Genomic DNA, 13,692 nt, shown 5'->3' on the forward strand with positions numbered 1-13,692 from the left:
GGAAGGTGATAAGAGATGCGTGGAATGCGACTATTTGCATCGGAAATGAAGAGAATATTGACGGATAAAAAGGTACTTGTTGCCGTGATGGCTGTACTATTTATACCGGTCCTGTACAGCTCCCTCTTTTTGTGGGCCTTCTGGGATCCTTACGAACGGCTTGAAGAGCTCCCCGTGGCGGTGGTCAACCTCGATCAAGGCACCGTCTACAACGATGAAAAGATTCATGCTGGGAAGGATTTAGTCGAGAAGATGAAGGAGGAAGGAGAAGAGGGGTTTAAATGGGACTTCGTCGACAAAAAGACGGCGGCAAACGGGATGAAAGATAACAAATACTACATGACGATTGTAATACCGAAAGAGTTTTCGGATCATGCGGTCACCGTGCTCGACGACGAGCCTAACCCGATGCAACTCGAATTTATCCCGAACGGCGATTTTAACTTCTTGTCGGCACAAATTGGTGAAACGGCGATGGACAAGTTGAAGGAAAAGGTCTCCAAACGCGTCACCGAGATGTATACCGAAGTGTTGTTCGACAACCTGACCAAAATTTCCGATGGGATGTACACGGCGAGCGACGGCGCGAAAAAATTAGCCGACGGGTCCGATAAAGCGTTAAGCGGCGCTTTAGAAATTAATGAACATATGCGCGACCTCGTCGACGGATCCTCTGCGATTTCCGGCGGTTTGAACGACGCGTTCGCCGGCAGCAACGAACTAGTGACAGGGTTGCAGACGGTCGAAGAAGGAACGCGCGAGTTAATGAATGGGATGAAGGAAAAATCCGGTTCGCTAGGAGAATTGCAAAAAGGTGGTAAAGAACTCGACCAAGGGACTCAGACGCTGGCAGACGGGCTAAACCAACTTGCGGAAGGTGTCGCTCCACTTAAAAAAGGGATCAACCAATCGCAAAAGGGTGCCTCGGCCTTACAAGACGGTGCGCACCGCGTGTTGGACGGCATTAATGAAGCCCACTCAGGCGTAAACGCCTTGAGTGACGGGACGGGTAAACTACAGTCCGGGACAGCGGCATTAGCCGAAGGGACCGCGACGTGGCAAGAGAACGCGGCACAAGCGCAGCAAGGCGCTAGCCAGCTTTCCCAAGGGCTAAAAGGCCTCGCCGCAAAAAACCCGGAATTGGCGAAGGATCCGATGTTCCAACAATTGCTCGGCGCCAGTGAACAACTCGCCGGCGGCATCGGAGAATTGAGCAAAGGTGCAGAAAAAATTGGCGTCAGTGCACAGCAAATTGCTGGTGGTATGACGGAGGTGCAGAAAAACCAGCAAAAGTTAGTCGAAGGACTCGGTAAATTAGCCGAAGGTCAAGGTCAAGTGGCCTCTGGGATCGACAGTTTAGCAGGCGGGCAGCAGAAATTGGCCGACGGTGCGAATGTGTTGGAAGAGAAGTTGCAAGAAGCGGCTGCCGGCGGGAACAAATTAGCTGACGGATCGGCTAAACTTGCCGATGGGATCGATACGGCGGCAGCAGGCTGGCAAACGGTCATCGGTCACTTAGAGCAGCTTGCCGACGGTGGACGTCAGTTGACTGAAGGCGGAAAATCGTTAAACGACGGGTTGTCGAAGTTAACGGACGGATCAGGCAAATTGACTGACGGCGCGCAGCAACTCGAAGAAGGGTCGGGCAAACTAGCGGACGGCTTGTCCTCTGTCGCCGAAGGAAACACCGAATTGGCGGATAAATTGGCCGACGGCGCGAGAGAAACCTCTGAGACCAAAGGTAAAGATTCGCTGTACGACATGTTTGCCGAACCAGTACGCGTGTCCAAAGACGATCAATACGAAGTACCGAACTACGGGACAGGGTTCACGCCATACTTCTTATCACTCGGTTTGTTCGTCGGGGCGTTACTCATTACGATCGTGTTGCCGATTCGCGAACCGGCTGTATTACCTAAGTCGCCTTTAAGCTGGTTTATTTCTAAGTTTGGTATGTTGGCATCGGTCGGGATTATACAAGCCTTCATTGCCGCAACGGTGCTGTTGTACGGGCTCGGCGTAGAGGTAACGAGTGTGCCGAAGTTTTACTTGTTTAGTATATTGACGAGTTTAACGTTTATGGTGCTCATCCAGTTTCTCGTCACCTGCTTTGGCGACGCGGGGCGGTTCATGGCGATTCTCATTTTAATCCTGCAATTAATTTCGAGCGCGGGGACATTCCCACTCGAATTAGTTCCGGAAAGCTTACAGGTTCTCAACGCCTGGTTGCCGATGACTTACAGTGTCGTTGGGTTTAAAGCGATCATTTCCAGCGGGAACATGGCCTTCATGTGGCAAAGCGCGATCGCGCTGTTCGTCTTCATCGCACTCTCGATGGTCGGTACGATGGTGTACTTCACACTGAAGCTGAAACAGTTGAAGGCAGAAGCAGCCGAAGCTCAATAAGCGTTTACCGGTAGTAAAAGACGCCAGTAGTAATGACTTACGGTGACAATCGCCATTGGCGATCACTGTTCCAGGGGGATCGACCGAGCGAGTACACGTTTAGTGGCTCCGCACGGTCGGTCCTTTTTTGCTATTTAAAAGTAAACTTTCATAACAAATCTATTGTTTTATTGTTGCGATAGTTTTACAATAGGGAAAGCAACGCCGCCGCGGCTCACATGTATCCAATATACTGTATGTTGGGAAAATGGTTGCTTGCTAAAAGGAAACGATCAAATGGGTTGAAGGAGGAGTTAAGGATGAAAAAACGATACTTTTCGTTAGTGCTCACATTGCTAGTTTTGGTAGTACTCGTCTTTCCTACCGCAGTAACTGAAGCCGGCGGGCTATTTCCGAAGCCAGGTAAAGGACGCCCAGGGGATATTTATTACGGGGAGCTACCGGATGACGTTGATCCGAACAAGCCCGCTGTCGTGTTTGTACAAGGGTTGACGAATGACGCCAGTATTTGGTATGAGGGGAATGACATGTACGAGCGCGCACGCCGCGCTGGGTTTGAGACGGCGTTTGTCGAGCTGTACGATTCGGCGGGGACACCGAAGAGCAACTGGACGAACGGCGAAATGCTAGCGGGACAGCTAGAGCAAATCTCTGCGCACTTCGGCGGGAAAAAATTAGTCGTCATCGGTTATAGTAAAGGTGGGGTCGACGTACAGACGGCACTCGTCCATTACGGAAAACATCCGCTCGTTTCGAATGTGGTGACGATCGGTTCACCGCACTGGGGGACACAGTTGGCCGACCTTGCGTACAGCGATTGGGTATGGTGGCTTTCCGAGTTGCTCGGTTCGCGAAATGAAGGCGTTTACAGCATGCAAACTGGCGTGATGAACGCTTTTCGCGAGCAAACTGATTCCCGACCGGAAGTGAGGCGCAATAGTTATTATACGCTGGCGGGCGAAAGCTGGGGTAAAGTCGGCTCGTCCAGTTGGTTTGGCGGGTTGTACTTATCGTCGTGGGGAAAAAGTGACGGTGTTGTTCCAGTGGCCAGTGCGTCTCTCGCGGGCGGGACAGTGTTAGCTGTCGGCAAATGGGACCACACTGCGATTCGCCAAGGGAAAAACACGTTCAATCTGTTTAGGGACCGCCTAACGCTTGCACAAGGCGCTACAAAGACTGCGGTGGAAACTTCAGCTAACGGCGGTGCTACGGCGGCCGAACGGGAAACGGCGGCTTCCGTAGAACAGCAAACGTTCGCGGTGCCGAAAGGGGAGCCACGTGCAGCCTCTGACCTGTTCGTGCGCGGCGGGGAGCAGCACGGATCGGCTGCGGAAACGTTTTACGTCGAGAACGGCGTGCGTGAACTGACTGTCGATTGGTTGAGTGCGACGAAGGTCGGCGCAGTTGAGCTAGTCGATCCTAACGGCAAGGTCGTCGAGGCGCCCGTTCGCACGTGGCTAGACGACGACTTGTTTCACGGTGCGTATCACCATGTCGCGACACTAAAAATGCCACTTGCGGGGAAATGGGAGATTCGCACGCGCTCAGCCGTTAAGACCGCCTATGCGTTCGTGGCCCAATTTGATTCGCAACTGTCAGAGCAGCTAAAGTTACACAAGAAAGCGGACAGTCTCCGTTTAAGTCTTGCAGTAGACGACAGTAGGGCCCAGAAGAAAATGAAAGATGTGCAGGCGACGTACAACGTAGCGTTCATTCCCGAATACAATAATGCGAATAAAGCAAAGAGCAAAGATATCACCCCGAAAAATGGCGTTAACTTGCAAAAAGGGGAGACACTGAACATTCCGCTACAAGGGGCGGGTGTTTACAATGTGACGATGGACGTTACAGGGACGACAGCGGAAGGGAAGCCGTTCGCGCGGACGGTCATTCAAGCGTTTTACGTCGATGACAATGGGAAGGTTTACTAGAGTGTTGTCGATTGAGAGATGGCTGCGTGTCGCTTGGCGCAACTTTATAGCAAAGTGAAACTAGCAAATTGGGCGATCTTTTATCGCGATTTGTAGCAACTTTTCATAGTTTCGTCATAAGATACTATTAACCGTATCCACCATCTCCCTCTTTGCCCGCGGTGCATCCTCCTTTTTCTGTTCGGGCAAAGGAAATTCCCCGTCGCATAACAGACGGGGATTTTTTTGAACGTTTGCCAATCGACTACATTGGGCTGTCACCGATATTTCTTACCTCGTTGTGCGCGTTACCGTGTAGCCGCTCTCGCGCTGGAATCCTAAAGGCGAAGCGGACGCCGCTTAAATCTGGTAAATTGCGGCCGTAAATCGTTCCGCCGTGTAAGTGGACGAGCTCTGCCGCGATCGCTAGCCCGAGGCCTGTGCCGCGTTGCGAGCGCGACTTGTCCACCTTTGTGAACCGTTCGAACACGTACGGCAGCTCTTGTTCCGGTATCGTTGTGCCGCTGTTTTCGACAGCGATTTCGACGAAGGTTCGCTCGGGCGTTTGCTCGCTGGGCAAATGAAGTGGCTGACGTTCCGGATGCTGTACAGGATCGCTTGCCGCTCTAGCGGAAATGCGCACCCGTTCGCGCTCTGGCGAATGTTGCACGGCGTTACCGATTAAGTTGAGCAGTATTTGTTGCAGGCGGTCTTCGTCCGCGTATACGGACAGGTGCGGTGGTACGGTCACTTCAAGGTGTAAGTTTTTTTGTTCCGCTTGCGGCATAAGCCGCTCGACGGCGCTTTCCACGGCAGATGCGAGCGGTAGCTGTTCGCGCGAGAGCGCAATTTTGCCCGTCTGTAACCGCGACAAGTCGAGTGATTCGTGTACGAGGCGACTTAAGCGGTCAACGTCGGTGCGCATCATCGCAATGACTCGCGCGCGGTCGCGGTCCGGAATTTTATTTTGTTCGAGCAATTCGAGGAAACCGCCGAGCGAAGTGAGCGGGATGCGAAATTCGTGGGACACGTTGGAAATAAATTCTTTGCGGAGCTGGTCAAGGCGCGCTTGCTCAGCGATCGTCTCTTCCACGCGGTCGACCGTCTGGTTGTACGTCTGTGCCAAATCTTGCAATTCATCATACGTCTCCAGCTGCACGCGATGCCGAAAGTCGCCGCGTACGACTTGGCGGGCGACGGTCTGTATTTGGCGAATCGGCGCTAAAATGTAGCGTGCCGTACCGTACGAGATGAGCACGGCCAACACGAGGGCGATGACACTCGAATAAAGCACGGTGCGCCGCATGTTGGCGACTGTTTTCGCCGCGTCTTTCATCGGGTTTTTCAATAAGATAAGGCGCTTGTGGGCAGAATCGACTAAATACAGCTCCAGTTCGGGTAGGCTGAACCAGCCGTTCCCCTTCTTACGGAACAGTTGGCGTTCGTTGCGCAGTTGCATGAACTGTTTGTCTGTGAGCCGCAAACTGTGGACCGCTTCTGGTGGGAAGGCGTACACTTCGATGCCGGCTAAGTTGAGCGTGTCAACAATGACTGACTGTTCAGAACGAATAATATAAGAACCTTCGTCACCTGGGACGACGACTTCGCGCGCCACCGCGGACACTCTGTCGACGAGGCGCGACGTTTCCTCACTAACGAGGAAGAGGCGGAAAAACGTATCCGCCGCGAGGCCGATCGCCGCCACAGCGATGAGGACGACGATGGCGTGGGATGTCATGAGGCGCATGAACAGCGAATTATTCTTTTTCATTGCGCATCACTTCGAACGCGTAACCGCTGCCCCACACGGTGCGGATGTAGCGATACGGGGTCGTCCGCGATTCCAGTTTTTCGCGCAGCCGTTTAATGTGTGTGTCGACGGTGCGCGTGTCGCCGAGGTAGGCATAGTCCCATATTTTAGCAAGTAAATGTTCGCGGCTAAATATTTGTCCGCTGTACGTCGCTAAATACAACAGTAAATCAAATTCTTTTCGCGTTAATGGGACAGGCTCCCCCTTCGCCTTTGCCAACCGCTCGTCGCGCAAAATTGTCAAGTTCGGCCAACTGAGCACTTGTTGCTCTTTCGGTTCGGTGCGCCGCAAGACAGCGCGGATACGGGCGATGAGTTCACCGGGGCTAAAGGGCTTGGCGATGTAATCGTCGCTCCCTAATTCGAGTCCTTTTATTTTATCTTCGACCTCACCTTTTGCCGTGAGCATAATGACTGGCGCCGAACTGCGCAGGCGAATGCGTTCTAGCACTTCCCAACCGTCTAAATCGGGTAACATGATGTCTAACAAGACGAGATCGGGAGTCACTTGTTCGAACAATTCCAACCCCTCGCGGCCCGTCGCCGCTTTGCTGACGCGGTATTGTTCGCTTTCCAACGTATATGTCAAAACTTCAGCTATGTGAGCGTCGTCTTCGACGACGAGGATGTGTGTGTGCATGTGTATCCCTCCATACGTCGATGATAACACGGACGGCACAATTTCTGCATCGTTAGGAGAAGTCATTATAGGCAAAGTGGCGTAACATGTGGTAAACTAGTGGCAACATAGCGGGAATTTCCCGTAATGATATTGTTTGGAGTAGGTGATATCGGGGGAAATCCCACCCTTTTACTATTGTGATACGTTTTATAACTTTCGCTAGCTTCGTGGAATTGTTAGTCGGAATAACTTCGAGAGAGGGGTGGAGAAGTGAGTGACCCCGTTATTTACATCGAGCAGTTGCGTACATCCTTCCTTACGGACGACGGGGAAATACCGGCGGTTGACGGCGTCGACCTCGCACTTTACCCGGGGGAAATATTAGGGGTTGTCGGCGAGTCAGGCTGTGGTAAAAGCGTCACCTCGTTATCGATTATGGGGTTAATTCCGTCGCCTCCAGGGAAGGTCGTCGGTGGAACGCTCACGTTCAAAGGGGAAGATTTAACGCAAGCGTCCGAGCGGCGCATGCGCCAACTGCGGGGCAATGAGATTGCGATGATTTTTCAAGAGCCGATGACGTCACTCAATCCTGTATTTACGATCGGCGACCAACTCGTGGAAGCGTATCGCCTGCACGAACGCGTAGGACTTAAGCAGGCGCGTGAACGGGCGGTTGAGATGCTAAAACTCGTCGGGATGCCGCGCGCGAAGGAGCTGTTAAAGCATTACCCGCACCAACTGTCCGGCGGCATGCGGCAACGGGTAATGATTGCGATGGCGATGCTGTGCAACCCGGATGTGCTCATCGCCGACGAACCGACGACTGCTCTCGACGTGACGATTCAAGCGCAAATTTTGCACTTGATGAAGCAGTTGAACAAACAGTTTAACACCGCCATTTTATTGATTACGCACGACCTCGGCGTCGTCGCGCAAATGTGTAAGCGCCTTATCGTCATGTACGCCGGGCAAGTTGTCGAAGAAGGGGCTACGACGCGCATCTTTAAACAGCCGAAGCACCCGTACACCGTCGGTCTGCTTAAATCGGTACCGGACTTGCGGGGACGGAAAAAACAGCTTTACTCCATCCCTGGCAACGTGCCCAAACCGGGCGCGATCCGCGATGGGTGCCGTTTTGCCCCACGTTGTGAACACGCCCTAGCCCGCTGTTTTGAAACATTGCCACCACTTATTGCTATGGAAGACGGGTCGCGCGTGCGCTGCTGGTTACACGACGCATCGATTGAAAGCGATTTCGGTAAACGCGCCTCCGGAACTGCCGAAAAAGTGACAGCCACGGCTACTTTACGAGCAAAGGGGGACTAACATGGACGACGCCATCCTTACGGTCAAACATTTAAAAAAGTCCTTCCCGGTGAAAGGCGGCATATTCGGGAAAAGAGTCGGCAGCGTACAGGCAGTGGACGATGTGTCCTTCTCGCTTAAAAAAGGGGAAACGCTCGGCTTAGTCGGTGAATCGGGCTGTGGGAAGTCGACGACTGGCCGCATGTTACTGCGTCTCATCGAACCGACGTCGGGCGACATTACGTTTCAAGGGAAAAACATGACGGAACTGTCGCCACGGGCATTGCGCGAGGTGCGCAAACAGATGCAAATGATTTTTCAAGACCCGTACGCGTCGCTCAACCCGCGCCATTCGGTAGAGAAAATTATCGAAGAACCGTTGAAAGTTCATGGCTTTGGCAGTTCAGCCGAGCGTAAGAAACGCGTGCGCGAACTGCTAGAAGTCGTCGGGTTAAGTAGTTACCATGCGAAACGGTACCCGCACCAGTTCAGCGGTGGCCAGCGGCAGCGCATCGGCATCGCACGGGCATTGGCTATTAAGCCACAATTAATCATTGCCGACGAACCGGTGTCGGCGCTCGATGTCTCCATTCAAGCGCAAGTGATCAATTTGCTGCAGCAGTTGCAACGCGAGTTTCAACTGACGTACGTGTTGATCGCTCACGACCTCGGGGTCGTGCGGCAAATTAGCGACCGCGTCGGCGTCATGTACTTAGGGCGGCTCGTCGAGCTCGCCGACGGTGAACAGTTGTATGCACAGCCGAAACACCCGTACACGGAAGCGTTACTCGCAGCAGTGCCTGTGCCGGATCCGGAACTGCAGCGGGAACAAATTATTTTGTCTGGCGACGTGCCGAGCCCGGCCAATCCGCCGCGGGGTTGTGCTTTCCACACCCGCTGTCCCGCACGGCAACCGGAATGCCGCGAGGTACGGCCGGAGTTTCGCGAAGTTGAACTAGGGCATTATGTTGCTTGTCATCTTTATAACGCGTAAGGAGTAAGCATAGCAAAAAGCGATGGAGGGAAAAAGATGAAACGGGGATTTTTGTTAGCGATCACCTTTTTGTTACTGTTCTCATTGGCACTCGTCGGCTGTCAAGCGAACGACGGCGGTAGCGCGAAAAACGAAGAAAAGGCCGGGGGAAGTGAGGAGAAAGGTAAGGAAAAAGATAGCGCCAAGGGCGGGGAAGGACAAGATCTACTCGTCTACGGGCGCGGCTCAGATTCTGTCTCGCTCGACCCAGCTGTCGTCACCGACGGGGAATCGCTAAAAGTGACGAAGAACATTTACGACACGCTCGTCGATTACGGGGAGCAAGATACGACGATCCACGAAGCGCTGGCGACGGAGTGGGACGTCTCCGACGACGGCTTAACGTACACGTTTAAACTGCGGGAAGGGGTCAAGTTTCACGACGGCACCGATTTTAACGCCGACGCGGTCGTCAAAAACTTCGACCGCTGGATGAATGCGAAGGACAAAAATGCGTTTGCCTACTATGCGTCGCAGTTTGGCGGTTTTAAAGGCGATAAAGGACACGTCATTAAAGAAGTGAAAGCGGACGGCGACTATAAAGTCGTCATTGCGCTCAACCGTCCCCAAGCGCCGTTTTTACAAAACATTGCCATGTCGCCCTTCGGCATTATCAGTCCGGCGGCGTTGGAAAAATACGGGGACAAAATCGGGGAAAACCCAGTCGGTACTGGCCCTTACGCGTTTAAAGAGTGGAAGCGCAACGAAACGATCACGCTGACGAAAAACGATAATTACTGGCAAGAGGGCGCGCCGAAGCTGAACACGTTAATTTTCCAAGTCATCCCAGACAACTCGGCGCGGTTGACGGCACTAAAAACGGGTGAAATCGACCTCATGGACGGCGTCAATCCGAGCGACGTCGCCGGAGTGGAAAAAGAAGACGGGTTGCAGATTATCTTGCGTCCGCCGATGAACGTTGGCTACCTCGGGTTTAACGTAGAGAAAAAGCCCTTTGACGACAAAAAGGTGCGACAAGCGCTTAACCACGCCGTCGATAAACAGGCGTTAATCGACGCCTTTTACGCCGGAAACGCCGATCCGGCGAAAAACCCGATGCCCGACGTGATCGCTGGCTATAACGATAAGATCGATCCATACCCGTACGACGTGGAAAAAGCGAAGAAGCTACTTGCGGAGGCAGGGTTTAAAGATGGGTTTGAGATGGAGCTGTGGGCAATGCCGCTGCCGCGCGACTACATGCCGGAACCGCAAAAAATAGCGGAAGCGATTCAGGCGGACTTCGAGCAAGTCGGCGTCAAAGCAAAAATAAAAACGTTTGAGTGGGCGACGTATTTAGACAAAGTGCAAAAAGGAGAAGCGCCGGCCTTTCTACTCGGCTGGACCGGCGACAACGGCGATGCGGACAACTTTATTTACGTTTTGCTCGATAAAGATGCGATCGATAGTAACAACTATTCGCGCTACAGTAATGACAAGTTACACGATCTGTTAGTGAAAGCGCAGTCGGAAACGGACGAAGCGAAGCGGGTCGCACTGTACGAAGAAGCGCAAGAGATCATTCACGAAGACGCCCCGTGGATCCCCCTCGTGTACGCCAAACCTGCGTTGGCGGCAAAAGACACGTTGAAAGATTTTAAACCGCATCCGACGGGCTCGGACCGGTTTACCGACGTGTACTTCGAAAAGTAAGTTTTATGTGCAAAGCCATTGTGAAGAGGCGGTGCGCGAAAAAACATAGCATTGTAACATGTCGCGCAAAGCAAGTGAGGTAATTGCTAGAGGCGCTAAGCGCAAAGGCTCACGTTAGGAGAGTCGCGAGGGGGTAAATATTCCCCCCTCTCGTATGCCACAACTAGACGAGCGGAGGAGAAAAATGCGTAAAGGAGCGTTAAGGACCGCACTGCTCGCGATCCTCGTCGCGATTGTGCTCACAAGTTGCTCGTCACCAGACGGAGCGAGTGGTTCTAAGGGCAATGAGGGCATCACTGGTAGCAAAGAGAATGCCACAGAGAAAGCGCAAGGCGCAAAAACGGGAGCTAGCGACTTGCTCATTTATGGGCGCGGCGCCGATTCGGCGTCACTCGATCCGATGAGGGTGACCGATTTGGAGTCGTTCAAAGTGACGAAAAACATTTATGACACCCTTGTCGATTACGGTCCCGACGATACGTCGATCGTGCCGGCGCTGGCAACGAAGTGGGACGTTTCTAAAGACGGGCTAACTTATACGTTCACTCTGCGTGAAGGGGTCACCTTTCACGACGGCACGGCCTTTAACGCCGAAGCAGTGGTGAAAAACTTCGAACGCTGGATGAACGGCGAACGCAAAAAGTTCCCTTATTACGCCGATATGTTCGGCGGCTTTAAAGGGGACAAAGAGCACGTCATAAAAGAAGTGAAAGCGACCGGCGAGTACACGGTGCAGTTTATGCTATTCCGCGCCCAAGCACCATTTTTGAAAAACTTAGGCATGCCTCCCTTCGCCATCGCTAGTCCGACGGCGTTCACTAAGGACGGCGACACGTACGGGCAGCATCCCGTCGGCACCGGCCCCTTCGTCTTTAAAGAGTGGCGCGGCAATGAAACGATTACGCTGGAGCGAAACGAAGCCTACTGGGATGGGGCGCCGAAACTTCACACACTCGTCTTCCAAGTGATCCCAGACAATTCGGCTCGTTTGAACGCACTGAAAAAAGGCGAGATCGACGTGATGGACGGGCTCAACCCGAGCGATGCCGACGGCGTAGCGCAGGAGAACGACTTACAACTGTTGCTGCGTCCCCCGATGAATGTCGCCTATATCGGCTTCAATACGAAAAAAGAGCCCTTTGGCAATCCGAAAGTACGCCGCGCCTTAAATCACGCCGTCGATAAACAAGCGATTATCGACGCCTTTTACGCCGGGAAAGCGGAGCCAGCGAAAAACCCGATGCCGCCGGCGATCGAAGGGTACAACGACGACATTGAGCCGTATGCGTACGATTTAGACAAAGCGAAGCAACTGTTAGCGGAAGCAGGGTATGAGAACGGCTTTGAGATGGACTTGTGGGTCATGTCAGCGCCGCGGGACTACATCCCTGAACCGCAAAAAGTTGCCGAGGCGGTGCAAGCGGATTTCGCCAAAATTGGCGTGAAGGCGAAGCTCGTCACGTATGAGTGGGCGTCGTATACGCAAAAAGTGCGGGAAGGGGAAGCACATGCCTACTTTCTAGGCTGGATCGGCGACAACGGCGATGCGGACAACTTTATTTACGTGCTGTTAGATCCAGAAAACGTGAAAATGAGTACCGGCTACAAAAACGACAAATTACACGAACTGTTAGTCGCGGCACAAACGGAAACAGATGAACAGAAGCGCAACGAGATGTACAAACAGGCGCAAGTGCTCATTCACGAAGATACGCCGTGGGTTCCGCTCGCGCACGGACAAGCGATCCTCGCTGCCAAAAGCAACGTGAAAAATTTCAAACCGCATCCGACGGGCGCCGACAAGCTGACGAACGTCTATGTAGAAGAATAAAATTAGTTACTACTTCTTTTCGGGAGTGGAGGTGGTCACACCGTGTTTTCTTATACGATTCGCCGCTTACTTATGCTCATTCCCGTGCTCATCGGTATGTCGATCATCGTCTTTTTAATTGTTCGCGCCATTCCTGGTGACCCGGCCCAAACAATTTTAGGAGAAAAGGCGACGCCGGAAGCAGTTGAACATTTGCGGGAGCAACTCGGGTTAAACAAGTCGTGGTACGTGCAGTACGCCGATTACGTCAAAGGGTTGCTGTCAGGTGATTTGGGGCAGTCGATTCGCACGCAAGCGGCGATTAGTTCCGAACTGTGGCCGTATTTGGCGGCGACATTTGAACTGACTTTCGTAGCGATGCTGTTCGCTGTCGTCTTCGGCGTCAACGCCGGCATTATAAGTGCCTGGTTTCAAAACTCGTTCTTCGATTACACGGCGATGATTTTAGCCCTAATCGGCGTGTCGATGCCCGTGTTTTGGCTCGGGTTGATGGAGCAGTGGGTGTTTGCGTTGGAACTGGATTGGTTTCCGACGATCGGACGAGAAAGTGTGCGCAATCCAATCGAAGGGATTACCGGTTTGTATTTGCTCGATACGTTAATGCAAGGGCGGCTCGACCTGTTCTGGCAGACGCTGCGCCATTTAACGTTGCCTGCAATTGCGCTCGGGACGATTCCACTCGCCGTCATCGCGCGCATGACGCGCTCGAGTATGCTGGAAGTGCTCCGCTCCGACTACATTCGCACGGCACGGGCGAAAGGGCAGCGCATGTTTTGGGTTGTGTACAAACATGCGTTGAAAAACGCTTTTATTCCCGTATTGACCGTGATCGGACTGCAGACGGGGCTCCTATTAGGCGGTGCGATTTTAACGGAAACGATTTTTGGCTGGCCAGGCATCGGTCGCTACATTTACGAGGCGATTAACTTCCGCGACTATCCGGTCATTCAAGCGGGCATTTTAGTGATTGCCACGATCTTCGTGTTTGTGAACTTGATCGTCGATTTGCTGTACGCTGCGTTTGACCCGCGCATTAAATATTGAGCGCGATTAGAGTGTGGGGCAGACACGATATGCTTCTTGCGGGAGACGCGGGATAGCCTCAAAAGTTAGGCGCACGTA

General features: G+C 52.9%; 9 protein-coding genes. 7 read left to right on the forward strand and 2 right to left on the reverse strand.

Features of this window, described 5'->3' with window-relative positions:
* The first annotated feature begins 24 nt into the window (after nucleotides 1-24).
* Together BN1247_RS16815 and BN1247_RS16820 are read left to right on the forward strand one after the other, a co-directional pair.
* Nucleotides 25-2,406 (forward strand): YhgE/Pip domain-containing protein, encoded by a 2,382-nt coding sequence (locus tag BN1247_RS16815; RefSeq protein WP_054951403.1) that lies wholly within the window; start codon nucleotides 25-27, stop codon nucleotides 2,404-2,406.
* Nucleotides 2,407-2,705: 299 nt separating this feature from the next.
* Entirely contained in the window at nucleotides 2,706-4,337 is a 1,632-nt protein-coding gene (locus tag BN1247_RS16820) for an esterase/lipase family protein (RefSeq protein WP_054951404.1), read from the forward strand.
* Nucleotides 4,338-4,581: 244 nt separating this feature from the next.
* On the opposite strand, the gene BN1247_RS16825 is transcribed toward BN1247_RS16820, so the two are convergent.
* A complete protein-coding gene (locus BN1247_RS16825) occupies nucleotides 4,582-6,087 on the reverse strand; it encodes a sensor histidine kinase (protein WP_054951405.1) in 1,506 nt (501 codons plus the stop codon).
* Entirely contained in the window at nucleotides 6,074-6,766 is a 693-nt protein-coding gene (locus BN1247_RS16830; protein ID WP_054951406.1) for a response regulator transcription factor, read from the reverse strand. The genes BN1247_RS16825 and BN1247_RS16830 overlap by 14 nt, the downstream gene beginning before the upstream one ends.
* A gap of 252 nt (nucleotides 6,767-7,018) precedes the next feature.
* On the opposite strand from BN1247_RS16830, the gene BN1247_RS16835 reads away from it, so the two are divergent.
* The 5 genes from BN1247_RS16835 (at nucleotide 7,019) to BN1247_RS16855 (ending at nucleotide 13,614) form a co-directional block, all read left to right on the forward strand.
* Nucleotides 7,019-8,074 (forward strand): ABC transporter ATP-binding protein, encoded by a 1,056-nt coding sequence (locus BN1247_RS16835; RefSeq protein WP_054951407.1) that lies wholly within the window; start codon nucleotides 7,019-7,021, stop codon nucleotides 8,072-8,074.
* Nucleotide 8,075: 1 nt separating this feature from the next.
* A complete protein-coding gene (locus tag BN1247_RS16840; RefSeq protein ID WP_054951408.1) occupies nucleotides 8,076-9,047 on the forward strand; it encodes an ABC transporter ATP-binding protein in 972 nt (323 codons plus the stop codon).
* A gap of 36 nt (nucleotides 9,048-9,083) precedes the next feature.
* The gene (locus BN1247_RS16845) at nucleotides 9,084-10,739 is read left to right on the forward strand and encodes an ABC transporter substrate-binding protein (protein WP_054951409.1); all 1,656 of its coding nucleotides are present in this window, start codon (nucleotides 9,084-9,086) and stop codon (nucleotides 10,737-10,739) included.
* Between the two features lie 184 nt (nucleotides 10,740-10,923).
* Complete coding sequence (locus BN1247_RS16850; protein WP_054951410.1) at nucleotides 10,924-12,570, forward strand: ABC transporter substrate-binding protein; 1,647 nt, start codon at nucleotides 10,924-10,926, stop codon at nucleotides 12,568-12,570.
* 42 nt (nucleotides 12,571-12,612) lie between these two features.
* Nucleotides 12,613-13,614, forward strand: coding sequence for an ABC transporter permease (locus BN1247_RS16855; RefSeq protein WP_054951411.1), 1,002 nt, complete (start codon nucleotides 12,613-12,615; stop codon nucleotides 13,612-13,614).
* Nucleotides 13,615-13,692 lie beyond the last annotated feature (78 nt).

Origin of the sequence: Numidum massiliense, from assembly GCF_001375555.1 — a bacterium.
In the GTDB taxonomy this organism is placed as follows: Bacteria; Bacillota; Bacilli; order Thermoactinomycetales; family Novibacillaceae; genus Numidum; species Numidum massiliense.

Coding starts and splice junctions, on each gene's coding strand:
- BN1247_RS16815 (WP_054951403.1), top strand. CDS start 25: ATGCGACTATTTGCATCGGAAATGAAGAGAATATTGACGGATAAAAAG.
- BN1247_RS16820 (WP_054951404.1), top strand. CDS start 2,706: ATGAAAAAACGATACTTTTCGTTAGTGCTCACATTGCTAGTTTTGGTA.
- BN1247_RS16840 (WP_054951408.1), top strand. CDS start 8,076: ATGGACGACGCCATCCTTACGGTCAAACATTTAAAAAAGTCCTTCCCG.
- BN1247_RS16850 (WP_054951410.1), top strand. CDS start 10,924: ATGCGTAAAGGAGCGTTAAGGACCGCACTGCTCGCGATCCTCGTCGCG.
- BN1247_RS16845 (WP_054951409.1), top strand. CDS start 9,084: ATGAAACGGGGATTTTTGTTAGCGATCACCTTTTTGTTACTGTTCTCA.
- BN1247_RS16830 (WP_054951406.1), bottom strand. CDS start 6,766: ATGCACACACACATCCTCGTCGTCGAAGACGACGCTCACATAGCTGAA.
- BN1247_RS16825 (WP_054951405.1), bottom strand. CDS start 6,087: ATGAAAAAGAATAATTCGCTGTTCATGCGCCTCATGACATCCCACGCC.